We start from the raw sequence: 26,167 nt of genomic DNA on the forward strand, positions 1-26,167 counted from the left end.
CGGCGGTCGGCGGTCGGCGGTCGGCGGTCGGCGGTCGGCGGTCGGCGGTCGGCGGTCGGCGGTCGGCGGTCGGCGGTCGGCGGTCGGCGGTCGGCGGTCGGCCAACGGTCCCGCGGGACGGCGGGACGGCGGGACGGCGGTCCGCCGGTATTCCCGCCGGAACGGCGGCTCAGCGGTCGGCCAACAGTCCCGTCAGCACGGCGATCTCCGGGCTGTCGGTGCCGTCGAGTGCGTCCAGGGCGCAGTGCCACTCCTCGTACGCCTCCGCCTTGAGGCCCTGCACATGCAGCAGCAGGCCCTTCTGCTGGCGGGCCAGGCCCTCCGTGAAACGGTCGGCGCGCTGCGCGGCGAGGTCCAGGAGCAGATCGCACTCGCTGGTGGCGTGCTCGAAGCGCCCGAGCTCCCGCAGGGCGCGTACATGGCCGAGGCGGGACTGGGACTCCCCGTGCCAGTCGGGGTCCTCCTGGATGATGCGCAGGCTCGCCTCGAAGTGCCGTGCGGCGGCGGCCGGTTCGCCCAGGGTGAGGTGTGCGTACCCGATGTTGCACCGGGCGGTCTGCCGGATGAGGACGCTGCCCATCTCCTCGCCGAGCGCGAGGCTGCGCTCGTGGTACTCGATGGCGGTGCGGGCGTCGGTGTGCTCGTAGAGGTTGCCTAGGTGACTGAAGGTGATCGCCTCGCCGTGCGTGTCGCCGAGCTCCCGCGACAGGGCGAGGCTCTGCTGCAGGGCCTCGTCCGACTCGGGGTACCGGCCGAGGCGTTCGAGGAGCAGGCCGCGGTGGTTGAGGCCGCGGCGGATGCACGAGGTGATCCCGAGCTGCTGCCACAGGGCGAGCCCCGCGTCGTTGAGGGCCAGCGCCTCGTCGCCCTGTCCCTTCATGAAGTGCAGCCCCGCGAGGTCCGTGAGTGCCACCGCCTCGCCCTCGGCGTCCCCGAGCCGCCGGGCCGCGTCCAGCGCCTGGCGGCCGAGCACCTCCAGCTCGGCGAGCCGGCCGCGGCGCTGGAGGTAGGGGAAGAGGAAGCGCACCAGCTTGGGTACGAGCGCCGACGTGTGGGCGTACCGCGCGGCGAGGGCCACGACATTGGCCAGCTCGCGGTCGGCCCAGGCCAGGGCGTTCTCGGGGGTGGGGAACGCCGGAACCGCGACGTCCGGGGTCAGCGGCTCGGCCGATCCGTGGAGCCGGTCGTCACGGGCCCAGCCCGAGGGCTCCAGGGCGAGCAGGGTCTGGCGTGCGGACTCGGTGTACCAGTGGAGGGCGGTGTCGGCAGTTGCCTGCGCGGTGCTGCCGTCGGCCTCCCCGTCGACCTCCCCGTCTCGCGCACCGTCACCTGCCGCCCGGGCCGCCGCGTACGCGGCCTCGCGGGCGAAGTCGCGTACGAGGTCATGCGGGGCGTAGCGGCCGTACGCGGTCTCCTCCAGAAGGGCCACGTCGACCAGGCGGTCGAGTGCGGCCTCGGCGCGGCGCTCGTCGGTGCGCGAGAGGTGGGCGAGCAGCGGGACCCCGTAGGCCGGGAGGTCCAGCGCGCCGATGCCGAGCAGGACCCGGGCGGCGTCCCGGTCGGTCTCACGGTCCGAAGTGCGCAGTGCCTCGTGCGCGACGGCCAGCGAGCGGCGCACGCTCAGGTCGTCGTACTCCAGATGGTGCAGCCGGCCCCCCGTCGCGGTCAGCAGGTCGGCGAGCGCGTCCGGGGTGAGTGCGCGCCGGGCGGCCAGCCGGGCGGCGACGATACGGAGCGCCAGCGGGAGCCGCCCCGCCAGGTCGACGAGGGGGTGCGCGCCGTCGAGTCCGTCCCGGCCCGAGACGGTGCGCAGCAGGGCGGCGCTGTCCTCAGCCGACAGCGGCCCGAGCGCGAAGCGGTTGGCACCGTCCAGCGCGGTCAGCGGAGAGCGGCTGGTGACGATGACGGCGCATCCGGTGCCGGCGGGCAGCAGGGGGCGCACCTGGGCGGCGCTCGCGGCGTCGTCGAGGACCATCAGGGTGCGCGTGGGGGCGAGGAGCGAGCGGAGCAATGCGGCGGCCGCGTCCTGGTGTTCGGGGATGCGGCGCGGATCGGCGCCGAGGTCCCGGAGCAGGGCGGCGAGCGCCTGCCGGGGGCTGAGCGGCTTCACGCCGGGCGTGGCACCGTGCAGATGGACGTACAGCTGTCCGTCGGGGAAGCGGTCGCGCAGCCCGTGTGCCACCTGGACGGCCAGCGCGCTCTTGCCGACGCCCGCCATACCGCTGACCACCGCGACCCGGAAGCCGTCCTCACGGGGCGCGGCCAGGGCCCGGCGCAGCTCGGCGACGAGGCACGCGCGGCCTGTGAAGTGGGCCGGAGCGGGCGGAAGTTGGGCAGGGCGGGGCGAAGTGGGACTACTGGCCCCTTTGGCAGGGGTATCACCCCCTCTGAGGACGGATGAGGCGGCCTGGGCGGTGAGGGCGCCACGGCCCGATCCGGGGTGCGCACCGCCGGACGCCCCGGACACCTGGGGCGCCGTGGAACCGTGGGGGCCCGACGCGGCGGCGGCGCTCGAGGTCCCGCCTGGAACGGTTCCGGACGCGCCTTCGTACGCGGCCCCCGGTGCGCCTGCCGAACCGGCGGCCGCCGCGGGCCGCCGGACGGTGGAGCGGTCGGCCCGGGGCGCCGCGGAGGACGGGCCGCCACGCGCGGACCCGGCGCTCACCGGCCCGGCCAGGATCAGCCGGTGCGCCTCCCGTACCGCGGGGCCGGGCTCGACGCCCAGTTCCTCGATCAGGGTGCGCCGCAGCTCGCGGTGGACCGCGAGCGCCTCGGCCTGGCGGCCGGCCTGGTGCAGCACCATCATCAGCTGGCGGTGGAAGGCCTCCCGCAGCGGATACTCCGCGACCAGTTCGGCGAGTTCCGGGGCGATCCCCGCGATCTCGGCCCCGCTGCCGAGGTGCAGCTCCGCCTCGTACCGCCATTCCAGCGCGAGGAGCCGCGCCTCGTCGAGACGCTGGGCGAGGGCGTGCCCGCCGATCTCGGCGGGCAGTCCGCTGAGCGGCGTGCCGCGCCACAGCGCGAGCGCGTCCGCCGCCTCTTGGGCGGCCCGCGCCCAGTCGCGCCCGGCGTGCGCGGCCCGCGCCGCTGCGACCCGCGCCTCGAAGACGCGCACGTCCAATTCGCCCTCACCGACATGCAGTCGGTAGCCCGGCGGCACGGCCCGCAGCCGTTCCGGGTCGTCGAGGAGGCGCCGCAGCCGGGTGACGTGGTTCTGGAGGGAGGCGTGGGCGGACGCGGGGGGCGCGCCGCCCCACAGGGCGTCCTTGAGGGCGTCGACGGACACGACCCGGCCCGCTTCGAGCAGCAGCGCGGCCAGCAGTACGCGGCCCTTCGCACTGCCCACCGGCCGGGGCTCCCCCGCCTCGTCGAACACGACGGGCGGCCCGATCAACCCGAACCGCAGCTCGCCCCGCATGCCGCCGCCTCACCGTTTCATTCCAGCCGCCGGCCAGACCTCGGCTGGACCGTTGGCCACATGTTAGCGATCCGTTGGCGTGGCCTGATGTGATCAGTTCATCGGATCTGGCCCGTCGGCGCCGCGCGTGAAACGCGTAACTCGGGGGAGTGTCGCCTCCGCGGCTGGATCCGGGATGCGAAAGCCCCGGTCGGCGGAGGTGAACGACCGGGGCTCTCGGCCGTCCGAAAACAGGGCGCCGGGCCGCGTACCGCCGGGCACACCGGGCCGCGGACGGCGCAACCACCCTCAGATCACCGGCGGTCGGCCCAGCCGCGCCATGCGCGCCACCGTTCGCCATCGCATCGGGCGCCGTTCGCCGCACGGTTGGCGCACCCCCTCGACGAATCCGCCGAACCAGGCACGCAGACCGCCGAGCGCCCGCGTACGGACGAGGGTCAGCGCGGTCCACACCCCCAGGTAGACGGGGATCAGGGGCAGCGGCAGGCGGCGCCGGGCCAGCCACACCCGGTTCCGGGCGGTCATCCGGTGGTAGACGGCATGCCGGGCCGGCGATGTCCTCGGGTGCTGAAGCAGCAGTTCCGGTTCGTAAAGGATCTTCCAGCCCGCATCGAGGGCCCGCCAGGCCAGATCGGTCTCCTCGTGCGTGAAGAAGAAGTCCGCGGGCCAGTCCCCCACCTGCTCCAGCATCGGCAGGGCGAAGGCGTGCCCGCCGCCGAGGAACGCGGTCACGTATCCGCGCCGCATCGGATCGGACGCGCGCAGCCGCGGTACGTGGCGGCGCTGGGTCTCCCCCGTCTCGTCGGCGATCCGGAAGCCGACGATGCCGAGCCGCGGATCGGCCGCGAACAGGTCCCGTACCCGCCGGAAGACGTCGCCCGCCACGAGCAGCCCGTCGTCGTCGAGTTCGACGGCGACGTCCACGTCACCGAACTCGCGCAGCCTGCGCAGGGCGACATTGCGGCCACCGGGGCAGCCGAGGTTCTCGTCGAGCTCGACGACCGTGACGTCGGTGTCCTCGCCGAAGCCGAACTCCGGGGCCGCGTAGTCGGGCAGCGGGGATCCGTTGCCCACGACGACGATCCGGCGCGCCGGTACGTCCTGCTTCGCAACGGACGCGAGGAGCGCCTCGACCTCCGCCGGGCGATTGCCCATCGTGATGACGGCGACACCCAGATGCGGTGCGGACACGGACACGGCCCCTCCCGGGCGGTTCGACGGGTGCGGGCGATCGTAGCCGTTCACCGTGGAGCCGTGTGCCGTACGTCCTGTCGTCATACCGGCCGTCCCCGGCGGCCCCCGGAACACGGACGTGGCCGCGCGAGGCCCTGGACGGGACGGATGATCGTCCTGACGCCTCAACCCGCGGCCCCGAGGTACCCCGCGGCCCCCTCTTCTCCCAACCGCTCACACCGGCGGCCCGCATCCGGCACCCTGCGGCCCACGCCCCCCGCGGGCATGCGGCAGGGACCCGGGACCCGTCTCACACGGATTCGAAAACACCGCGGAGGATCCGCCCCGACCTGGGGTTTCCCCCGAGCCGTCCCCGGCCGCCCCGCCCCTCGGGGCACCCGCGTCCGGGGGTGGACGGAGCACCCTCGGAAACTGTGTAGACTTGGCGACGCCGCGGACCTCACCATGGTCAGCACGGCACGCCGCCTTAGCTCAGATGGCCAGAGCAACGCACTCGTAATGCGTAGGTCTCGGGTTCGAATCCCGAAGGCGGCTCGGTCGAAAAGCCAGGTCAGACCTCGTCTGACCTGGCTTTTTCCTTGCCCGAGAGCCCCACCTCGATCAGCCGCACGCCCTCGTGCGGCAGCACCGCTTCCCCGCACGGCCGCGTCCGGCCCGTCGACGACGGCCGTACCGGCATCAGCAGCCGGCTGCGGCGCTCACCCACCTCCCGCGCCTTCTCCGGCCAGCCGTACAGCGCGCAGTGCGCAGTTCACCGGCCACGGCGCGCGGCGTGCAGTTCGCCGGTCTCGGCGCGCAGCATGCAGCTCGCCGGGCGCGCACGGAAAATGCGCGGCCGCCTCCGTCTCGCATTTTCCCGGGGCCGTGCAGGACGCCCCGCATTTCAGGGTGCAGGCCGCATGCATTGCGGCCGGGCGGTGCGGCGGGACTCATATGCGGTCCGCCCGGCCGGCTGCCGGGGAAGTTCACTCCGCACACGCACGGAACGACATCGATTCCCCTGACCGGACAGGCACGTTCCTCACCCAGAGATGCCTGCCTTGCGGAAAATCCTGTATGAACAGCGGGCGGCCGGGAAAGAGTGGTCACAGCATCGCGTCAAAGTCCCGCTCCCGGGGTGATGCTTCCAGGGGTCGCGACGTCCGGGCATCCGCGCTTCACCCGGCGGAGATTTCCGGTCTCTGCCCTCATCCCCGTTCCGGCCGCTCGTTCCCCCGGCCCCGCGCGTCCTGCTCCGCTCCCTCCCGGAACGCGCCCCGGCCCGGCCGGACGCGTGCGTTCCTGTACGCGTCCAGAAACCGTGCAGACCTTCCCCAGCCGGGTCGATGCACACTGGCCAACGGCTCCACGGCCAGGCGTCGACAGCCAACCGTCGCCGCGTCCGCACCGGAAGAGGGGAGGTGGTCCACACGCGTCGTCCAGTCTCTGGGACCCCGCCGAATGCGACAGCCCCTCATCGAGGAAGACCCGGTGCAGTGCCGGTGGGTGCGCATGCCGCGAGCAGTCCCTTGACCGATGTGTATCCCTTCCTGGAATTCCGTCGTGCCGAATCGGCTCCGTAGAGCCGTGAATCCGGGAGTGGGCTGCTGCGTCATCAGGTGGAAACGGCACAGGGGGAGAGTCGTTCTGCTGCGCGAGTCCGATGTCTGCAGAGTTTGATCCCCCTTCGAAAACCTTCCGGGCTCAGTCGCCCCCGAAAAGGTCCGCCCCCTGCCCAGTTGCGCACGGTACGCCGACACGCAATCCGGAGGGGCGGAGCCGAATCGGGCAAGCGTACTCCACGGCTCTTCGGGAACGACCCGGAGATCCCGGAGCCCGGCAAGCAAATTCATCGAGGGAATCGAAGAGGAAGCACACACCATGTTCGAAACTGTGAGTTCTGAGGCCGGCACCGAAGCCACTGCCCCGTACCTGTCCACCGTGGACAAGATCACCGCGTGGCTCGATTCAGCACCCGAGACGGTCGACGCCGCCCTGTCGGGCAGCGAGCGCACCGCTGTCCTCGACGACGTGGCCGGCATCAACAGGGCCGCCGCCGAGGGTGACACGGCGGCGCTGTACGCGCAGCAGTACCTCCTCGACCGTATCTACCGCCTGCACACCAAGATCCCGCAGCAGGAGACTGCCGAAGGGTCCGTCGCCGTGCACGAGATAGGCCGGCTGCTGGAGGTCGCCACCGCCGAGGCCCAGGACCGGTTGATCGAACCGGGTCTGCTCGAGGAGGCCCCCTCGGAACCGCGGGCGTACCTGTCCTGGCTCAAGCAGATGGCCCGCAACCACCGGGTGTACAAGCACCCCTACTACCACGAGTTCATCCGCGAGCAGGCCACGGAGAAGGACCTGCGGAACTACGTGATGCAGGAGTCGGTGGTGGACGGCCGCTTCGACGATCTGCTCGCCATGATGCAGGTCGGCACCGCGGGCGCGGCGAAGATGGAGATCGCCTCCAACTTCTGGGACGAGATGGGCAACGGCGACCACGCCCAGGTCCACACCACGCTCTTCAACAAGATCTACGAGGTTTTCGAGATCACGGAGGAGGAGCTCGAGCGCTCGCTCACCGCCACCTCTCTGCTCAACGGCAATCTCGCGCTGATGCTGAGCCGCTACCGCTCCATGTACCCGGAGGCCGTCGGCTTCCTCGGCATGACCGAGTGGATGGCACCCGACAGGTTCGTCCAGGTCGTGCACGCATGGGAGCGGCTCGGCCTTCCCGAGGTGGGGATCACCTACCACAAGCTGCACATCACCATCGACTCCCAGCACGCCCAGGGCTGGTTCCACAACGTGGTGCTGCCCGCCGCCGAGTCGGCACACATGCGGCGCGCCATCGCGCGCGGCATCCTGTGGCGGCTCAACTCCTCGGCCGCGTACCTGGACGAGCGGATGCCGTCCGCCGCCTGATTCCGCCATCCCGACACCAGGAGGAGAACAGTCATGCCGCTCAGCAGCCAAGGGTTCGCCGTCATCGACCTGCCGGACGCCTCGCCGGACATCCTGTCCAGCTATGACGACTGCCCGGTGGACGAGTACATGGGCAACGGCACTCGCTTCAAACGCTTCTCGCAGTACCGGCTCACCCCGGAAGGCAGCGACGGGTGGTCGTTCGAGCGACTCCCGCACCGTGACTACACCACGTACAAGAAGTTCAACTCGGTCGGCGGCGGCATCCGCCGTGTCTACGAGCCGATCGAGGTGGACTTCACCCCGCTGATCGAGGTCGGCGTCCGCGAGCTCGGCCTCGACAGGTCCGAGGCCTGGCAGATCAACGTCCACCAGAACCGGACCCGGGCCGACGGCAACAAGCCGGGTCCGCTCACCCCGGAGGGCGTGCACCACGACGGGCACGAGTTCGTGATGATCGGGATCCTCAACAAGGTGAACGTGGGCGGCGGCACCACGCGCCTGTGGAATCCGGGAGCCGACGAGCCCTTCTGGAGCGACACCCTCGAGCCCGGCCAGGCGGTTCTGCTGGACGACCGGGCGCTGGCCCATGACGTCACCGACGTGCTCTCCGCGGACGGCGGCCCGGGCCACCGGGACATCGTGATCATCGCGTTCTCCCGCTGGGCGGAGAAGTGGTACGGCGACGAGCACGACGCCGCGGCGCTCGCCAACAAGTAAGGACCGAGACGCAGGGTCGTTCCGCGGGTGAACGACGCCGGGAACGGCCCTGCTTCCGCCACGGGACAGAGACCAATCATGATCGACTTCTTCAAGTATCAGGCCGCGGGCAATGACTACTTGGTGATCGACCCCCGCCACTGCGACTTCACCGTGTCCCCCGAGGCCATCCGTCTGGTCTGCGACCGGCACTTCGGCATCGGGGCGGACGGCGTGCTGTACGGGCCGCTGGAGCAGCCCCGCCCCGGCGTACCGGTGCCGCTCGAGCTGTACAACTCCGACGGCTCCGTCTGCGAGAGGAGCGGCAACGGTCTGCGGATGTTCGCTCTCCATCTCGCCGACCGGGAGTCGGGCGCCTGGGCGGACGGCACGGAGTTCATGCTCCGGACGGCCGCGGGTGACTGCCCCGTGCGGATCCTCAACCCCGCCGCCGGGCGTGTGCAGGTCGGCATGGGCCGCCCCGGCTTCGACGCGGCCGCCCTGCCGCTGCTGAACGAGGACGGGACCCCGCTCGCCGGCCGGGCCGTCGGCGTGCCGTTGTCCGTGGACGGCGAGGTGCTGACGGTCACCTGTGTCCACAACGGCAACCCGCACACCGTCGTTCCCGTGGACAGCCCGTCCCCGGAGCTCGCCCAGCGGCTCGGCCCCCTGATCGCCCGCCATCCCCGCTTTCCCGAACGCACCAATGTGCAGTTCATGCGCATGATCGCCCGGGACGTGATGGAGATCGAGATCTTCGAGCGCGGCGCCGGATACGTGGCGGCATCCGGCAGCAGCGCCTGTGCGGCCGCGTCCGCCGCGCGTGAACTGGGGATCTGCGACGACCGCGTCGAGGTCCGGATGCCCGGCGGAAGCGTGGACATCACCATCGGGGCGGACGGAGACATCACCATGACCGGGGATGCCGAGCAGGTGGCCGTCGGATCCTTCGCGCCTCCGCTGCGCACCCGCCTCGGCCGGATGTCGGAGGTCGCCCGATGACCATCCCTCTGGAACGGATACGCGACTATCCGATGCAGCAGTGGGTGTTCGAGGACGCCGCGGGGCGCTTCGACATCGACCTCGGTGACAGCAACATGCGCCCGGGGCGTCTGGACCAGCTCTCCGTGTCCCCCGGCCTGGAACTCGACTACGGGCACGACCGCGGCATCCGCACACTGCGCGACCAGGTGGCCGGACTCTACGGCGGCACGGCCGACTCGGTCCTCATCACCCAGGGCGCGCAGCAGGCGCTCTACCTCGTCTACGCCACCCTGCTGGACCCGGGCTCCCAGGTGATCGTCTTCCGGCCCGGCTGGCAGCAGTCCTGGGACGTGCCCACCGAGCTGGGCTGCCGGGTCGAACTCGTCGGGTACCGCCCCGATCTGAGCTTCGACGTCGAGGCGGCCGAGGCGTCGGCCGGGCCCGGTCTGAAGCTGATCGTGGCCAACACTCCCTGCAACCCGACCGGCCGCCACATCGCGGAGGCCGATCTGCGCGGCCTGCTGGCGCTGGCATCCCGTACGGGTGCGTATCTCCTGCTCGACGAGGAGTACGCACTCGATCTCGCGAACTCACCCGCCGTCGGCAACGACCGGGTGATATCGGTGTCGAGCCTGTCGAAGGTGTACGGGTTCCCGGGGCTGCGGGTCGGCTGGCTGTACGGCCCCGCGGCGGTGATCGAGGCGTGCGCGAAGCGCAAGTTCCTTTCCACCATCGCCAATTCGGTGCTGTGCGAGACGCTCGCCGGCGATGTTCTGGCCCATCGGGGACGCCATCTGCGCGCCTACCACGAGATCACCGGCCAAGGGCTGGCGCTCGTCCGGGACTTCGCCGAGCGCAACGCCGACGCGGTGACGCTCGTGGAGCCCCAGGGCACCCCCTTCGCCTGGCTCTGGCTCACCACCGGGGAGGAGCCGCTGGCGATGTGCCGCAGAGCGCTGGACCTCGGCGTCCTGCTCATGCCCGGCGAAACGCTGGGAGCCTCCGACGGCTTCCGGATCTGCTTCGCGCGTGATCCCGAGGACGTGGCCGAGGGGCTGCGCCGCGTGGAGCGTGTGCTCAGACCCTCCTCCCCCTCAGCCCCTTCTGCACGTACAGCCCTCATGGAACACCCCCGCGAACAGCCGAACGGAGTCTTGTGACGATGAGCACCTCGGACGCCCCCGAGTCGCGCATGCAACTGTCCTTCGGACAGGAGCAGTTGTGGTTTCTGGACCAGATGAACCCCGGGGAGACCACCTACAACGTCACCAACGCCTACCGACTGCAGGGCACGTTGGACGTCCCGGCCCTCGAAGGCGCCGTGAATCTGCTCGCCGAGCGCCATGAGCAGCTGCGGGTGACCTTCCACGCGGCGGACGGCGTCCCCTACCAGGTCGCCGCGCCGGCGGAGCACCGGCCGCTCACGGTCACGGACTTCTCCGACCAGAGTCCCGAGGACCGGGAGAGCGCCCTGGCCAAGGAGCTCCAGGCCGAAGCCGACATCCCCTTCGACCTGGCCGCTGGGCCGATCTTCCGGTTCCGGCTGTTCCGGCTGGCCACCGACGAGCATGTGCTCTGTCTGAGCTTCCACCACATCGTCACCGACGGATGGTCCGGCGGCGTGGTCAGCCGCGAGATCTCCCAGGCCTACCGTGATCTGACCAACGGCCGGGAGCCCTCGCTCCAGGAGCTGTCGGCGACCTACGCCGACCACATCCGGCAGCAGCGGGAGCAGCGGGCCGACGGCGTCTGGGACACCGAGCTGGACTTCTGGGAGGAGCGGCTGGCCGGCCTCGAGGCGCTGGAGCTGCCGGCCGACCGGGTGCGCCCGGCGGAGCCCACTCAGAACGGCGAGACCTTCGTCGTCAACTTCCCCGCCGAACTGCTCGAACAGGCCCGCGCCATGGCGCAGGAGCAGGGCGTCTCGCTGTACATGGTGGTCGCCGCCGCACTGAACGTGGTGCTCAGCCGGTACAGCGGACAGGACGACATCCCCCTCGGCGTGCCGATGCTCGGCCGGACGGAGCCCGAGCTCGAGGACGTCATAGGCCTGTTCATCAACATGACGGTGCTGCGTTCCGACCTGTCCGGCGGCGTCACCTTCGCCGAGCTGCTCGAGCGCATCGCCGACGCCAACCTCGACATGTACGACAACCAGAGCGTGCCGTTCGACCATGTCGTCGACCGGGTGCAGCCGGCCAGGGACGCGGGTCGCAATCCGCTGTTCCAGATCGCCTGCCAGCTGCTGGGCGAGACGACCACCGGCGACGCTCTCGACCTGGAGGGGCTGACGGTCGAGTCGATTCCGGTGGCCGGCACCCGCTCCCGGTTCGATCTGTCCTTCAGCTTTGTGGAGGGTGCGGAACGGCTGCGGCTGATCGTCGAGTACGCCACGGATCTCTACGACCGCTGGCGGATCGAGGCCCTGGTCCAGCACTTCCAGACGGTGCTCGCCGCGGCTGCCGCCGCCCCCGGCACCCCGGTCTCCGAGCTGCCGCTGCTGTCCGATGAGGAACGCCGCGAGCTGCTCGAGGTGGGCCGCGGTGCCGACTTCGACTATCCGACCGAGCCGGTGCACGCCACCATCGCACGGATCGCCGAGGAGCACCCCGACCTGGTCGCGGCGGTCTGCCGCGGTGTGGAGCTGACGTACGGCGAGCTGATGCGCCGCGCCGGCAAGCTCGCCCGGTACATCCGCTCCCGCGGTGTGCAGCAGGAGCAGGTGGTGGCCATTGCGATGGACCGCGACCTGGACGCGTTGGTGGCGATTCTGGGCGTCATGGTGTCCGGCGCCGCCTACACGATCATCGACCCCTCGCACCCCAACGCCCGCCTCGACCACATGCTGCGGGACACCGGGGCGCCCCTGGTCATCACCCGGGCGGCATCGGTGAAGGACCTGCCCGACTCGAGCGGCTGGGAGAGCATCCGGATCGACTCCGAGTGGGACACCATCGAGGCGGAACCGGACGACGAGCCGCTGGAGGAGTGGGCGAACCCCACCTCGCTGGTCTACGTCCTCTACACCTCGGGGTCGACCGGGCGTCCCAAGGGCGTGATGATCGAGCAGCGCGGTCTGCGCATGTTCATCGAGGCCTACCGGCGGACCTTCGGCGAGTGGACCCACGAGGACCGGCTCCTCCAGCTGCCGGCCCTGACCTTCGACATGTCGCAGGGCGAGATCTTCGCCGGTCTGATCAGCGGCTCGGCCATGGTGCTGGTGGCGCCGGAGGACGCTTCGTCCCCCGAGGCCCTGGCCGCACTGATGCGTGAGCAGCGGGTCACGTACGCCGGTCTGTCGCCCGCGATCCTCTCCGTGGTCGAGGCGGGGCCGTACCCGGATCTGAAGTACATCATGGGCGGTGCGGAGGCGCTGCCGGCCGAGCTGGTCAACAAGTGGAACCTGCCGGGCCGGAAGTTCGTGAACCTCTACGGACCGACCGAGGCGTCGGTGGCGACCACCGAGTACCTGTGTGAGCACAAGGAATGGCAGTCGTCCCCGCCCATCGGGCGGCCCGAGTTCAGCCGTCTGCACTATGTGGTCGACAAGGAGCTCAACCTGGTGCCGGTCGGCGTTCCCGGCGAGCTGCTGATCGGCGGTGACGACGGACTGTCCCGCGGCTACCTCAACCTGCCGGAGCTGACCGACGAGAAGTTCATCCCCGACCCCTTCCTGGGCGAGGGCCGGGTCTACCGCACGGGGGACCTGGTGCGCTGGACCCCTGATCTGCAGATCGACTTCATCGGCCGGCTGGACAACCAGGTGAAGCTGCGCGGGCTGCGGATCGAGCTCGGCGAGATCGAGTCCGGGCTGCTGACTCACCCCAAGGTGCGGATGGCCCTGGTGCTGCTGCGCGAGGACGGCGGGGAGAAGCAGCTCGTCGGCTACTACACCGTGCTCGGCGACGAGTCGCCGACCGTGGCCGAACTCCGTGAGCACCTGGGCCGCACCATGCCCGAGTACATGGTGCCGACGGCCTGGGTGGAGCTGCCGGAGTTCCCGCTGACTCCGGCGCGCAAGATCAACCGGGCCGCGCTCCCCGCTCCGGTGACCAGCGTGGACGGTGACGCGGACGGCTATGTCCCGCCCGCCACCCCGACCGAGGAGAAGGTGGCCGAGGTCATCGGGACCGTCCTGTCCCTGTCCCGGGTCGGCTCGGCCAGCAACTTCTTTGCCGTCGGCGGCAATTCGCTTCAGGCGATGCGGGTGGTGAGTCGGCTGAACAAGCACTTCAAAGTCAAGATCAACGTCCGTATGCTCTACGGCGGCGCGACCGTCGGCGCGATCGCCGCGGCCATCGACAACCTGCTGGAGAAGGCTTCCGGTGCCCGTGCTTGAGGCTCTGCGAGGGACGGTCCCGGCCCAGGAGGCCGGGACCGTCGGCAGCGCATCCGCGGCAGGCTCTTCTGCCGCGCCATGGAGCGGAACCGGTGGACCGAGCGCGAACGGAGACCGGGCTCAGTGACCGAATCCCCCCTGGACAGCCTGGTCCCCCTCGGGGCGACTGGCGGCGGACTGCCTCTGTACTGCGTCCATCCGGTCTCCGGCTCGCCGTACTGCTACACGGGGCTCGCGGGCGAACTCGGGCCGGAACAGCCGGTGTTCGGCTTCGAGGCGCCGGGTTTCGACGGCATCTCCGAGCCGGCCGGTTCGATCCGGGAGCTGGCCGAGCTGCACACGGCCACCCTCAGGGCCGACCGCCCGCACGGCCCCTACCAGCTGCTCGGCTGGTCGCTCGGCGGCGTCGTCGCCTATGAGATGGCGCGGCTGCTCGCTGCGGCGGGAGAGGAGGTGCCGCTGCTCGTCATCGTCGACGCGGCGGTGCCCCGGCCCGCGCCGCTCCCGGCCGAGGACGTCATGGTGCGCTTCTTCCTGCACGACTTCCTCGGGGTCACGGGCGGCCAGGCGCCCGGGATCGACAAGGCCCTGTCGCGGCTGCGGCCGGAGGCCGGGCCGGAGGAGCGGTTCGCGGCGGTCGAGGACTCCGGCGCCGTTCCCGAGGAGTTCGACGCGGAATTCCTGCTGGAGCGTTACGCCCTGTTCCGGACGCATGTCTCGGCCCTGTGGAGGCACTCCGTCGAACCGTCCCACGACGGTCCCGCGATCCTGATCAAGGCCTCGGAGTCGGACCGGAGTCTGCTGAACTGGCAGCCCTTCCTGAGCCGGCTGACCGAGTACACCGTGCCCGGCGACCACCACTCCATCTGGCGGGACTCCGGGCTCACCGCCATCGGCCGCATCGTCAACCAGGCACTGCGTGGGGGAACTTCATCGTGAGCGGGAACAGCAGGGGCACCGAAACAGCCACCGCGACCGTGGCCGAGGCGGAAAGCCCCCCACCCAGCCTCTGGCACAACCGGGACTTCCTGGTGTTCTGGGCGGGCGAGGCACTCTCCCTGTACGGCACCCAGATCACCAACCTCGCACTGCCGCTCACCGCGGTGCTGGTCTTCGAAGTGGGTCCCGAGCAGCTGGGCCTGCTGCGATTCGCCCAGCTGGTGCCGTTCCTCGCTCTCGCCCTCGTCTTCGGTGTGTGGGTGGACCGGGTGCGCAAGCGGCCGGTGATGCTGGGGGCCAACCTGGTCCGCATGGTCCTCATCGGCCTGGTGCCCCTGCTGTACCACTTCGATCTGCTGACCCTGCCGCTGCTGTACGCGCTGGCGCTCGGGGTCGGGGTGGCCGCAGTGCTCTTCGACGTCAGCTGGATGTCGTACGTCCCGGTGCTGGTGAAGGACCGGCGGAGTCTGCTCGAGGCCAACACCAAGCTCAACGCGACGCTGTCGTCCGCCGACGTCGCGGGGCCCGGTATCGCGGGCACACTGGTGAGCGCCTTCTCGGCACCCTTCGCGATGGCCGCCAACTCCGTCTCGTACGTCGTGTCGGTGCTGTCCCTGCTGATCATCAGGGCACCCGAGCCGGCCCCGCCCGCGCCCGAAACCAAACGGCAGCTGCGCACCGAGCTGGCCGAGGGCCTGCGCTGGGTCTTCGGCAACCGCTGGTTGCGCTCGATCGCGCTCGTCGGCTGCTCCTGCAACTTCTTCCTCACCATGGTGCAGTCGCTGTTCCTGCTGTACGCGGTGCGGGACAGGGACCTGTCCGCGGCCACGGTCGGCTTCGTCATGAGTGCGGCCGCGGTGGGGGGCCTGCTGGGCGCGCTGGTCTCCGGCATGGTGGTGCGCCGGCTGACCGTGGGCACGGCCTACCGGGTCTCGGTCTCGATCATCTTCCTCGGGCCGCTGCTCGTCGCTGCGGCGGGCGGACCCCGGTGGCTGCTGGTGGGCCTGTTCGTGGCCTCGTTCTTCCTGGAGTACTTCGGCAGCAGCGTCTCGAACGTCATCATCGTGAGCCTGCGTCAGACCATCACGCCGCAGAAGCTGATGGGCCGCATGACGGCCGCGATGCGCATGCTGCTGTACGGAGGCGGCGCGCTGGGTGGCCCGGTCGGCGGTCTGCTCGCGGGAATGACGGGCCTGCACGGGGCCCTGTGGATAGCGGGTCTGCTCTCTGCCGCGATGCTGATCCCGATCATCCTGTCGCCCGTCGGCAAGCTGCGCAGCATGCCGCAGCCGCCCGAAGACACCGCGGAATGAGCCCCTACCACCGAGGTGAACGCGAGGTACAGGCACGGGCCGAGGAGAGGGAGCGGGCCGATCGCGCGGCCAGGACGATCCGGGACGGCATCAGCGAGGTGATCGCCGCATTCCTCGGGATGCAGCGGATGGCGGTGGTCGGTGCCTGCGACCCGGAGGGCCGCATGTGGGCCTCGCTCCTGACCGGCCCGCCCGGCCTGGCCCGGGCCACCGGCCCGCACACGCTCTCCCTCGCCCGGCACTGGAAGGCGGGCGATCCCCTCGCGCGGACCTTCGCGGCCGGGCCGTTCCCAGTGGGGACGCTCTTCGCCGACGTCCGCAATCGGCTGAGGCTGCGGATCAACGGCATGGCCCGGCCCACCGCGCGAGGGTTCGCCGTCGACGCCGACCAGGTCTTCACCAACTGCCCCGGGCAGCTGCGCAAGCGGGAGAGCCCGGCCCCGCCCCCGGGCGCACCGCGGCAGGGCGGCGGCTCCGGGGCGGCGCTGTCCCCCGCCCAGCAGGCGTGGATCGCGGGTGCCGACACGTTCTTCATCTCCAGCGCCTCGGACACCGGAGCCGCGGATGCCAGTCACCGGGGCGGCGAGCCCGGCTTCGTCCGGGTCATGTCCCCGACCGAGCTGAGCTGGCCGGACTACCAGGGCAACGCCATGTTCATGACGCTGGGAAACCTCGCGCTCAACCCCGGCGCCGGTCTGCTCTTCCTCGACTGGGCGCACGGGAGGACGCTTCAGCTCACCGGCACCGCTCGCACCGAGTTCACCGGCACCGACCGCACGGTCCGGTTCACCCTGACCGAAGCCGTGGAGAGCTGAGCCACCGTCGGTGGTGGCGAACAGCGGCCCGCCGAACCCCACCACGGCAGCTCCGCCGGCACGGCGCGCGCCCACGCCCGCAGCGGTGGCCCGGCCGCGACCTCGGGCGGCAGGGCTCGCGCAGTTCAGGTGCAGCGCTTCCCGGCCGGTGGCGGCGTGCCGTCGATGAGGTAGCGGTTGATCGCCGTGTCGATGCAGTCGCTGCCGCGGCCGTAGGCGGTGTGGCCGTCGCCGACGTAGGTGAGAAGCGTTCCCGAGGAGAGCTGGGAGGCGAGGGACTGGGCCCAGCGGTAAGGGGTGGCCGGATCGCGGGTGGTGCCGACGACGACGATGGGACCCGCGCCCTTCGCCTCGATGCGATGGGGCTCGCCGGTGGGACGGACGGGCCAGTACGCGCAGTTGAGCGACTCCCAGGCCAGGCTCTCGCCGAAGACGGGCGACGCCTTCTCGAAGTCGGGCAGGGCCTTGCGGACCTGGTCCGGAGAGGTGAAGGCGGGCGGCAGGTCGAGGCAGTTCACGGCGGCGTTGGCGAACATCAGGTTCGCGTAGCGGCCGTCGCTCTCCCGCTCGTAGTAGCTGTCGGAGAGAGCCAGCAGGCCCGCTCCGTCGTTGTGCTTCATCGCCGCGGTGAGCGCGCCCCGCAGCTGCGGCCAGGCCCCCTCGTCGTACAGCGCCGCGATCACGCCCGTGGTGGCGAGCGACTCGTCGAGCTTGCGGCCGTCCCGTGCACCTGTGGGGACGGGGCTGCGGTCGGCCTTCCGGAAGAACTCCCTCAGCTTGTTGCCGGCCGCCGCCGGAGTGGTACCGGGGCCCCCGAGGGGACAGTCGGCGTTCTTCACGCAGTCCTTCACGAAGGAGTCGAACGCCGTCTCGAATCCGGCGGTCTGTTCGAGGTTCATCGTGCGGGCGTCCAGTCGCGGGTCCATCGCACCGTCGAGGACGAACCTGCCGACGCGCTGCGGGTAGAGACCGGCGTACGTCGCACCGAGGAAGGTGCCGTAGGAGGCGCCGACGTAGTTCAGCTTCTGGTCGCCCAGCAGGGCCCGCAGGATGTCCATGTCCCGGGCCGCCTCGACCGTGGAGATGTGCGGGAGCGCCGTGCGCGACTTGGTCTCGCAGCCCTTGGCGAAGTCCTTGAGCTGCGTCACCAGCCGGTTGGTCTCCTGCCGGTCGTCCGGGGTGAAGTCGGTCTCGGTGAACTGGTCCATACGCTTCCCGTCGAGGCATTCGACGGGCTCGCTGCGGGCGACGCCGCGCGGGTCGACGGCCACCATGTCGTAGCGGGCGCGCACCTGGGCGGGATAGCCGAGGGCCGCGTACGACTGGAGATATCCGATCGCGGAACCGCCCGGGCCTCCCGGGTTGACCAGCAGCGAACCGAGGCGTTTCCCGGGACCGGTGGCCTTCTTGCGGGACACCGCCAGTTTGATGTCGCCGGCCGACGGGTTCGCGTAGTCCAGCGGTGCCTTCATCGTGGCGCACTCGAAGCCGGGAACCCCGCACGCATGCCAGTTCAGCCGCTGCGTGTAGTAGGGGTTCAGTGCCGTGGGCGTGGCCTTCGGCAACGCCGCCATCGCGGCCTCGGCCGTGGAGCTCCCGGCCCCCGTCGAGCACCCGGAAACGATCAGCCCGGCGGCGGCCAGGGCGACGCTGAGGCGGCGAAGGCCGCGGCGACTGGTTCTCATCAGGCGAGCCTAACTGTACGCGACACCTCGGTGACGTTCCGTGGCTGCTGCTGCCCGTAAGAGCGATTCCGAGGATGCTCCGAGTGTCCCCTCGCACCACGCGACGCGCGACCGAGCGCATGCCCCGGCCCGGACATGCACCTCTCCCGGCCCGCGCGCAGCGCGACCGAGTGCTCCCGCTCAGCCCGCGCGCAGCGCGACCGCCATGGCCTCCACCGCGAGCAGCGGCGCCACATTGCGGTCCAGGGCGTCCCGGCACGCGGCGATCGCCTCGATACGGCGCAGGGTCGACTCGGGGGTCGTCCCGCGTGCCAGGCGGTCCAGCGCGTCCTGCACCTCGACATTGGCCAGGGCCGCCTGCGAACCGAGCTGGATGGCCAGCACGTCACGGTAGAAGCCGGTGAGGTCGACGAGGGCCAGGTCCAGGCTGTCGCGCTGGGTACGGGTCCTGCGGCGCTTCTGCCGGTCCTCCAGCTCCTTCATCACGCCGGCCGTACCGCGCGGCATCCGTCCGCCCTGCGCGGCGCCGAGGGCGGCCTTCAGCTCCTCGGTCTCCTTGGCGTCGGTCTCCTCGGCGACCTGCTTGGCGTCCTCGGCGGCCGCGTCGACCAGCTCCTGGGCCGCCTTCAGGCAGCCGCCGATGTCGTCGACGCGCAGCGGCAGCTTCAGGACGGCGGCGCGGCGCTCGCGCGCCCGCTCGTCCGTGGCCAGCCGGCGGGCGCGGCCGATGTGGCCCTGCGTGGCGCGGGCGACGGCCGCGGCGACGGCCGGTTCGATGCCGTCGCGGCGTACGAGCACGTCGGCGACGGCATCGACGGGCGGGGTACGCAGCGTGAGGTGGCGGCAGCGGGAGCGGATCGTGGGCAGCACGTCCTCCAGGGACGGAGCGCACAACAGCCACACCGTGCGGGGCGCGGGCTCCTCGACGGCCTTCAGCAGGACGTTCCCCGCGCCCTCCGTGAGGCGGTCGGCGTCCTCCAGGACGATGACCTGCCAGCGGCCGCCGGCCGGGGAGAGCTGGGCGCGGCGGACCAGGTCACGGGTCTCCTTGACGCCGATGGAGAGCAGGTCCGTACGGACGATCTCCACGTCCGCGTGCGTGCCGACCAGCGTGGTGTGGCAGCCGTCGCAGAATCCGCAGCCCGGGGCACCGCCCAGCGCCCGGTCGGGGCTGGTGCACTGGAGGGCGGCGGCAAAGGCCCGCGCGGCGGTCGAGCGGCCCGAGCCCGGGGGGCCCGTGAACAGCCACGCATGGGTCATCCTCGACGCGTCGGGACGCGGCTCGCCGGCGGCCTGCGCGGTCACCAGGGCATCGGCGTCGCGCGCGGCGGCGTCCAGCTGGGTGCTCACCCGGTCCTGGCCTACGAGGTCGTCCCATACGGTCACGTGGGTCGCCGCCTTCTCGTCGTGCTTCGCCTTGCCGAGTCCATTGTGAGGGGCGGCACCGACAACGACGGCGGGCCGCCCGGCTCGGCGCCGGCGCGACCCGCCGTTCCCGTCGTCCCGACGGCGCCCGACCGCGGCGCCGGGCCCGTCCGCCGCCGCTCAGTACCGGCGGCGCCGGCCCTCGTCCTCGTCCTCCCGCGGGCCGAGCAGCTCGTCCGCCAGCGTCGGCAGATCGTCCAGCGGGGTCTCCTCCGCCCAGTCCCGGCGGGGCCGGGCAGCACGCGGCTGTCCGTGCTCGTCGACCTGCGGCAGCTCGCGGGTACGGTCCTCGCCGCCCTCGCCGCCCTGACCGGAGCCCGCCGGACGCTCGTCCCGGAAGTAACCGGGCGGCACCCGGTCGTCGGCGCGCTCGTCGCGCACGGGCGGCAGCACGGCCGTCTCGTCCGCGGCACCCGTCGGCGGCGCGGGCGGCTGCGGCAGCACCGCCGTCTCCTCGGCATCGGAGCCCGAGCCGGAGCCGGAGGACGTGCCGGTACCGGAGCCCCGACCGGTGCCGGTACCGGAGCCCCGTCCGGATCCGGACGGCCGTACGGGCGGCAGCACGGTGGTCTCGTCGATCGCGGACTGCCCGGTGGACCCGGTGGGCCGCACCGGCGGCAGCACGGCCGTCTCGTCGGCCCACGGCTGTCCCTGGGACCGGTCGTCCCGAGCCTGCGGCCGGGCGTCGTGGCCCTCGGAGCGGAAGCCCTCCGAGCGATGGCCCTCCGAGCCCTGGCCCGCACCGCCGTGGCCCGTCGACTGCGACCCGTGCGCCCCGTCCTCCGGCTGGACGACCGGCGTGGGCACCGTCGTCTCGCCGTCGGTCCCCGACCCGGTGGAGGCGGCCGTCCCGGTGGAAGCCGCCGTCCCGGTGGAAGCCGCCGCCGCGGCCTCCGCCGCCCTGCGCGCCTGCTCCGCCCGGAGCAGCGCCTCCTCGGCCTTGCGCTGCCGCTCCAGGCGCCGTTCCTCGGCCTCGGCGCGCAGCCGCGCCTCCTCCTCGGCCTGGCGGCGGCGCCGCTCCTCCTCCGCCGCGCGGGCCTGCTCCTCGGCGAGCCGGCGGGCGCGCTCCTCCTCGGCGAGCTGCCGCGCCTCCTCGGCGCGCCGGCGGGCCTCCTCTGCCTGGCGCTCCGCCTCGCGGCGCTGGGCCTCTTCCAGCTCGCGCCGCTTGCGCTCCTCCTCCTCGGCGCGCAGCTTGGCCAGCTGTTCCTGGCGCTCGCGCTCCAGCCGCTCCTCCTCGGCCTTCCGCGCGGCCTCCTCCTCGGCCTTGCGGCGGGCTTCCTCCTCGGCGGCCCTGCGGGCTTCCTCCTGGGCCTTGATCTCGGCCTCGGAAAGGGGCAGCAGCATGTCGAGACGGTGCCGGATGACGGTCGTGACGGCCTCCGGCTCCTGGCCCGCGTCGACGACCAGATACCGGCCGGGGTCGCCCGCGGCCAGCGTGAGGAATCCGGAGCGGACCCGCGCGTGGAACTCGGCCGGCTCCGACTCCAGGCGGTCCGGCGCCTCGGTGAAGCGCTCGCGCGCGGTCTCCGGCGCCACGTCGAGCAGCACGGTCAGATGCGGCACCAGGCCGTGGGTGGCCCAGCGGTTGATACGGGCGATCTCGGTCGGGGACAGATCGCGGCCCGCCCCCTGGTACGCCACCGACGAGTCGATGTAGCGGTCGGAGATGACCACGGCGCCCCGCTCCAGCGCGGGACGGACCACCGTGTCGACGTGTTCGGCGCGGTCTGCGGCGTACAGCAGGGCCTCCGCGCGGTGCGAGAGGCCCGCCGACGAGACGTCCAGAAGGATCGAGCGCAGACGCTTGCCGACCGGTGTGGCACCGGGCTCGCGGGTGACGACGACCTCGTGGCCCTTGCCGCGGATCCACTCGGCCAGCGCTTCGGCCTGGGTGGACTTGCCCGCGCCGTCGCCGCCCTCCAGGGCGATGAAGAACCCGTTCGCCGCGGGAGCCTGCGCGGGGTCGTCGCCGCCGCGCAGCGCGTCGCGCAGATCGTGCCGCAGCGGCACACCGGACCGGTCGTCGGCCTTGGCCAGCACGATCGCGGCCACCGGCAGCAGCAGCGCACCGACCAGCATCAGCGTGAAGGCGGCGCCGCCGTGCGCGAAGACGAACTTGCCGTTCTCCAGGCGGTGCGGCCCGATCGCGGCGGCCAGCAGGGGCGCCGCGACGGCACCGAGCGCCACGAAGACACGGACGACCGCGTGCAGGTGTTCCGTCGTACGGGCCTGCCGGTAGTCCTCGGCCTCCTGGTCGAGCAGCGCGTGCCCGGTGTTGGCGGCGAGACCGGCGGCGAAGCCCGCGAGGGCCATGACCAGCAGCACGGTCGTGACGTCGGGGATCAGGCCCCCGCCGAGCAGCGCGAGGCCGGTGACCGCGATCGCGAGCGCGAGCAGCCTGCGCCGCGACAGCGACGGCAGGAAGGACGGGGCGGTGCGGATCCCGACGACGGTGCCGCCGGTCAGCGCGAGCACCAGCAGGCCGTACGTCACGGGTCCGCCGCCGAGGTCGTCGGCGTGCAGCACGGAGACGGCGACCGCGGCCGAGATCGCGGCGGCGACCGAGGCGCAGGCGAGGACGAGCAGCGGGATCGCCCCGGTGCGGCCCTTGTCGACGCCGGTGCCCGACTTGGGCCGGCGCAGCCCTTCGAGGGGCGAGCGCGGACGCGGGGTCTGGGCGTCGGGCAGCTCCAGGAAGTACACCACCGACAGCGACGCGGCGAAGAGCCCGGCGGCCACGTAGGACGCGAGGGCCACCTGGTGGGCGTCGAACCAGTCGATCCCGGCGCCCAGCAGATTGCTGACCAGTGTGACCACGACGAGCACGGCGGCGGCCAGCGGCAGCGCGACGAAGCCCGTGCGCAGCGACAGCCGGCGCAGCGCGTCCATGTGGTCGGGCAGCGGGCGGACCGCGGCGCCCTCCGGCGGCGGGGCCGGCAGCAGCGCCGGGGCCGCGCTCTCGCGGCACACCGTCCAGAAGCGCTCGGCGACCCCGACGACGAAGGCGGTGACAAGGACCGCCGCGAGGGCGTTGCCGGGCGTCCAGTCGATCCACAGCGGCGCGATGATCAGCACCGCGACCCGCAGCCCGTCCGCGGCGACCATGGTCCAGCGACGGTCCAGCGGGCCGTCGGGCGAGGTGAGCGCGGTCAGCGGGCCGAGCAGGACGGCGCCGAAGAGCAGGGTGGCGAGGATGCGCGCCCCGAAGACGGCGGCGACCGCGAGGGCCGTGCCCCGGTAGCCACCGCCGAAGGAGCCCTCGTACACGGCGGCCTGCAGGGCCAGCACGACAAGGACCAGGAGGGCGAGTGCGTCGCCCGTGGTGCCGACGAGCTGGGCGCTCCACAGCCTCTTCAGCTGGGGTACGCGCAGGAGGGCGCGCACGGCGCGCTCCCGGGAATCTGCGACCAGGGCGTCGTCGGGGGCCGGGACTCCGGCCGTTGGCTGCTCGGCTCGCGTCATCCTGACAGCCTATCCGCAGGCGCCGACACCACACGGCCCCGGCCGAACAAACAGCCGCCCCGGCACCTGGGACGGTGCCGGGGCGGCGTGCGTGCTTCGAGGACCTACTCGTCGGCAGCCGGCTCCGCGGCGGTCGCCTTCGCGGCCGCCGTCTTCTTGGCGGCGGTCTTCTTGGCCGCCGTCTTGGTGGCGGTCGTCTTCTTGGCGGCCGTCTTCTTCGCGGCGGTCTTCTTCGCGGGCGCCTTCTTGGCGGCCGTCTTCTTGGCCGTCGCCTTCTTGGCGGTCTTCTTCGCCGGGCCCTTGGCGCGCTTCTCGGCGAGCAGCTCGAAACCTCGCTCCGGCGTGATCTCCTCGACGCTGTCGGCGGACCGCAGGGTGGCGTTGGTCTCGCCGTCCGTGACGTACGGGCCGAAGCGGCCGTCCTTGACGACCACCGGCTTGCCGCTGACCGGGTCCTCACCCAGCTCCTTCAGCGGCGGCTTGGCGGCCGCGCGGCCACGCTGCTTGGGCTGCGCGTAGATCGCCAGCGCTTCCTCCAGCGTGATGCCGAAGATCTGGTCCTCGCTCTCCAGGGAGCGCGAGTCCGTGCCCTTCTTCAGGTACGGGCCGTAGCGGCCGTTCTGCGCGGTGATCTCGACGCCTTCGGCGTCCTTGCCGACGATGCGCGGCAGGGACATCAGCTTCAGGGCGTCGTCGAGGGTCACCGTGTCGAGCGACATCGACTTGAAGAGCGACGCGGTGCGCGGCTTGACGGCGTTCTTGCCCGTCTTCGGGGTGCCGTCGGGCAGCACCTCGGTGACGTACGGGCCGTAGCGGCCGTCCTTCGCGACGATCGGGTGGTGCGGCGCCTCCGGGTCGGTGCCGAGCACCCGCTCCCCGCTGGGCTTGGCCAGCAGTTCCTCGGCGAGCTCGATGGTGAGCTCGTCCGGCGGCAGATCGTCGGGGATGTCGGCGCGCTGGTGGTTCTCGGAGTCCTTCTCGCCGCGCTCGACGTACGGGCCGTAGCGGCCGACGCGCAGCACGATGTCGTTGCCGACGGGGAACGACGACACCTCGCGGGCGTCGATCGCACCCAGGTCGGTGACGAGTTCCTTGAGGCCGCCGAGGTGGTCGCCGTCGCCGTTGCCGGCCTCGGCCGCGCCTCCGTGGCCCTCGCCCTCGCCGAAGTAGAAACGCTTCAGCCACGGCACCGCCTGCGCCTCGCCACGCGCGATGCGGTCGAGGTCGTCCTCCATCTTGGCGGTGAAGTCGTAGTCGACGAGCCGCCCGAAGTGCTTCTCGAGCAGATTGACGACGGCGAAGGACAGGAAGGACGGCACGAGGGCCGTGCCCTTCTTGAAGACGTAGCCGCGGTCGAGGATCGTGCCGATGATCGACGCGTACGTCGACGGGCGGCCGATCTCGCGCTCCTCGAGCTCCTTGACCAGGCTGGCCTCGGTGTAGCGGGCCGGGGGCTTGGTGGCGTGGCCGTCGACGGTGATCTCCTCGGCGGACAGCGCGTCGCCCTGGGAGACCTGCGGCAGCCGGCGCTCGCGGTCGTCGAGTTCGGCGTTCGGGTCGTCCGCGCCCTCGACGTACGCCTTCAGGAAGCCGTGGAAGGTGATCGTCTTGCCGGAGGCGGAGAACTCGACGTCCCGGCCGTCCGCGGACCGTCCGCCGATCTTGACGGTGACGGAGTTGCCGACCGCGTCCTTCATCTGGGAGGCGACGGTGCGCTTCCAGATCAGCTCGTAGAGCTTGAACTGGTCGCCGGTCAGACCCGTCTCGGCGGGCGTGCGGAAACGGTCGCCCGAGGGGCGGATCGCCTCGTGCGCCTCCTGTGCGTTCTTGACCTTCCCGGCGTACGTGCGCGGCTGCGCCGGCAGGTAGTCCGCCCCGTACAGGTGGGTGACCTGGGCCCGGGCGGCGGCGACGGCCGTCTCGCTCAGCGTGGTCGAGTCCGTACGCATATAGGTGATGAAGCCGTTCTCGTACAGCTTCTGCGCGACCTGCATCGTGGCCTTCGCGCCGAAGCCGAGCTTGCGGCTCGCCTCCTGCTGGAGGGTCGTGGTTCGGAACGGCGCGTACGGCGAGCGGCGGTACGGCTTGGACTCGACGGAGCGCACCGCGAACTGCGTGCTCTCCAGGGCGGCGGCGAGCGCACGGGCGTTCGCCTCGTCGAGGTGGAGCGTGTTCGCGGTCTTCAGCTGCCCCAGCGAGTCGAAGTCACGGCCCTGTGCGACGCGCCTGCCGTCCACCGTGGCGAGGCGGGCGACCAGCGACGACGGGTCGGACGGGTCACCGGCGCGGCCGGTCGCGAAGGTGCCGGTCAGGTCCCAGTACTCGGCGGAGCGGAACGCCATACGCTCCCGCTCGCGCTCCACGACCAGGCGCGTGGCGACCGACTGGACACGGCCCGCCGACAGGCGCGGCATGACCTTCTTCCAGAGGACCGGCGAGACCTCGTAGCCGTACAGGCGGTCGAGGATGCGGCGGGTCTCCTGGGCGTCGACGAGCTTCTTGTTCAGCTCGCGCGGGTTGGCGACGGCCTCGCGGATCGCGTCCTTGGTGATCTCGTGGAAGACCATCCGGCGGACCGGGACCTTGGGCTTGAGGACCTCCTGGAGGTGCCAGGCGATCGCCTCGCCCTCCCGGTCCTCATCGGTGGCGAGGTAGAGCTCGTCGGACTCGCGCAGCAGGTCCTTGAGCTTCTTGACCTGGGCCTTCTTGTCGGCGTTGACGACATAGATCGGCTGGAAGTCGTGTTCGACGTCCACGCCGAGACGGCGTACCTCGCCGGTGTACTTCTCGGGCACCTCCGCGGCGCCGTTCGGAAGGTCCCGGATGTGCCCGACGCTCGCTTCGACGACGTAGCCGGGGCCGAGGTAGCCCTTGATCGTCTTCGCCTTGGCAGGCGACTCGACGATGACGAGTCGGCGGCCGCCCTGTGCGGTCTCGCTGGTCGGGGACAACTTCGCTCTTCTCTCCGGTCGGCACTGTGGCTGTGCGGG

At 71.8% G+C, this 26,167-nt stretch carries 15 protein-coding genes and 1 tRNA gene; 9 read left to right on the top strand and 7 right to left on the bottom strand.

Features of this window, described 5'->3' with window-relative positions:
• Positions 1 to 169 precede the first annotated feature (169 nt).
• Positions 170 to 3,418 (bottom strand): BTAD domain-containing putative transcriptional regulator, encoded by a 3,249-nt coding sequence (locus ACWCP6_RS17750; protein ID WP_450933376.1) that lies wholly within the window; start codon positions 3,416 to 3,418, stop codon positions 170 to 172.
• 288 nt (positions 3,419 to 3,706) lie between these two features.
• A complete protein-coding gene (locus ACWCP6_RS17755; protein ID WP_450933377.1) occupies positions 3,707 to 4,609 on the bottom strand; it encodes a glycosyltransferase family 2 protein in 903 nt (300 codons plus the stop codon).
• 463 nt (positions 4,610 to 5,072) lie between these two features.
• Here ACWCP6_RS17755 and ACWCP6_RS17760 point away from each other — a divergent pair.
• Positions 5,073 to 5,146: transfer RNA gene (locus ACWCP6_RS17760), tRNA-Thr, on the top strand.
• Positions 5,147 to 5,162: 16 nt separating this feature from the next.
• Here the strand turns inward: ACWCP6_RS17760 and ACWCP6_RS17765 are convergent.
• The gene (locus ACWCP6_RS17765; RefSeq protein WP_450933378.1) at positions 5,163 to 5,318 is read right to left on the bottom strand and encodes a hypothetical protein; all 156 of its coding nucleotides are present in this window, start codon (positions 5,316 to 5,318) and stop codon (positions 5,163 to 5,165) included.
• 1,154 nt (positions 5,319 to 6,472) lie between these two features.
• Here ACWCP6_RS17765 and ACWCP6_RS17770 point away from each other — a divergent pair.
• The 8 genes from ACWCP6_RS17770 to ACWCP6_RS17805 all read left to right on the top strand — a co-directional run bounded on the left by ACWCP6_RS17770 (position 6,473) and on the right by ACWCP6_RS17805 (position 16,605).
• The gene (locus ACWCP6_RS17770; RefSeq protein ID WP_450933379.1) at positions 6,473 to 7,516 is read left to right on the top strand and encodes an iron-containing redox enzyme family protein; all 1,044 of its coding nucleotides are present in this window, start codon (positions 6,473 to 6,475) and stop codon (positions 7,514 to 7,516) included.
• Positions 7,517 to 7,549: 33 nt separating this feature from the next.
• A complete protein-coding gene (locus ACWCP6_RS17775; protein WP_450933380.1) occupies positions 7,550 to 8,236 on the top strand; it encodes a 2OG-Fe dioxygenase family protein in 687 nt (228 codons plus the stop codon).
• Positions 8,237 to 8,314: 78 nt separating this feature from the next.
• Positions 8,315 to 9,217: a diaminopimelate epimerase gene (gene dapF, locus ACWCP6_RS17780; protein WP_450933381.1), complete on the top strand. Its 903-nt coding sequence runs from the start codon at positions 8,315 to 8,317 to the stop codon at positions 9,215 to 9,217.
• Positions 9,214 to 10,359, top strand: a complete 1,146-nt coding sequence (locus ACWCP6_RS17785) for an aminotransferase class I/II-fold pyridoxal phosphate-dependent enzyme (RefSeq protein ID WP_450933382.1) — start codon at positions 9,214 to 9,216, stop codon at positions 10,357 to 10,359. The genes dapF and ACWCP6_RS17785 overlap by 4 nt, the downstream gene beginning before the upstream one ends.
• Positions 10,360 to 10,361: 2 nt before the next feature.
• On the top strand, positions 10,362 to 13,538 hold the full coding sequence (locus ACWCP6_RS17790; protein WP_450933383.1) for a non-ribosomal peptide synthetase: 3,177 nt from the start codon (positions 10,362 to 10,364) through the stop codon (positions 13,536 to 13,538).
• A gap of 123 nt (positions 13,539 to 13,661) precedes the next feature.
• Positions 13,662 to 14,477: a thioesterase domain-containing protein gene (locus ACWCP6_RS17795; protein ID WP_450933384.1), complete on the top strand. Its 816-nt coding sequence runs from the start codon at positions 13,662 to 13,664 to the stop codon at positions 14,475 to 14,477.
• On the top strand, positions 14,474 to 15,790 hold the full coding sequence (locus ACWCP6_RS17800) for an MFS transporter (protein ID WP_450933385.1): 1,317 nt from the start codon (positions 14,474 to 14,476) through the stop codon (positions 15,788 to 15,790). Before ACWCP6_RS17795 ends, ACWCP6_RS17800 begins: the two co-directional genes overlap by 4 nt.
• Positions 15,787 to 16,605 (top strand): pyridoxamine 5'-phosphate oxidase family protein, encoded by an 819-nt coding sequence (locus ACWCP6_RS17805; RefSeq protein ID WP_450933386.1) that lies wholly within the window; start codon positions 15,787 to 15,789, stop codon positions 16,603 to 16,605. Before ACWCP6_RS17800 ends, ACWCP6_RS17805 begins: the two co-directional genes overlap by 4 nt.
• A 125-nt stretch (positions 16,606 to 16,730) precedes the next feature.
• Here the strand turns inward: ACWCP6_RS17805 and ACWCP6_RS17810 are convergent, their stop codons facing one another.
• From ACWCP6_RS17810 to topA, 4 genes are all read right to left on the bottom strand, one after another.
• The gene (locus tag ACWCP6_RS17810) at positions 16,731 to 18,290 is read right to left on the bottom strand and encodes an alpha/beta fold hydrolase (RefSeq protein WP_450933387.1); all 1,560 of its coding nucleotides are present in this window, start codon (positions 18,288 to 18,290) and stop codon (positions 16,731 to 16,733) included.
• Positions 18,291 to 18,470: 180 nt separating this feature from the next.
• A complete protein-coding gene (locus ACWCP6_RS17815) occupies positions 18,471 to 19,676 on the bottom strand; it encodes a DNA polymerase III subunit delta' (RefSeq protein WP_450933388.1) in 1,206 nt (401 codons plus the stop codon).
• Between the two features lie 159 nt (positions 19,677 to 19,835).
• Entirely contained in the window at positions 19,836 to 23,177 is a 3,342-nt protein-coding gene (tmk, locus tag ACWCP6_RS17820) for a dTMP kinase (RefSeq protein ID WP_450933389.1), read from the bottom strand.
• Positions 23,178 to 23,281: 104 nt separating this feature from the next.
• Entirely contained in the window at positions 23,282 to 26,128 is a 2,847-nt protein-coding gene (gene topA, locus ACWCP6_RS17825; RefSeq protein ID WP_450933390.1) for a type I DNA topoisomerase, read from the bottom strand.
• Positions 26,129 to 26,167 lie beyond the last annotated feature (39 nt).

It is taken from the genome of Streptomyces sp. NPDC002004, assembly GCF_053593975.1.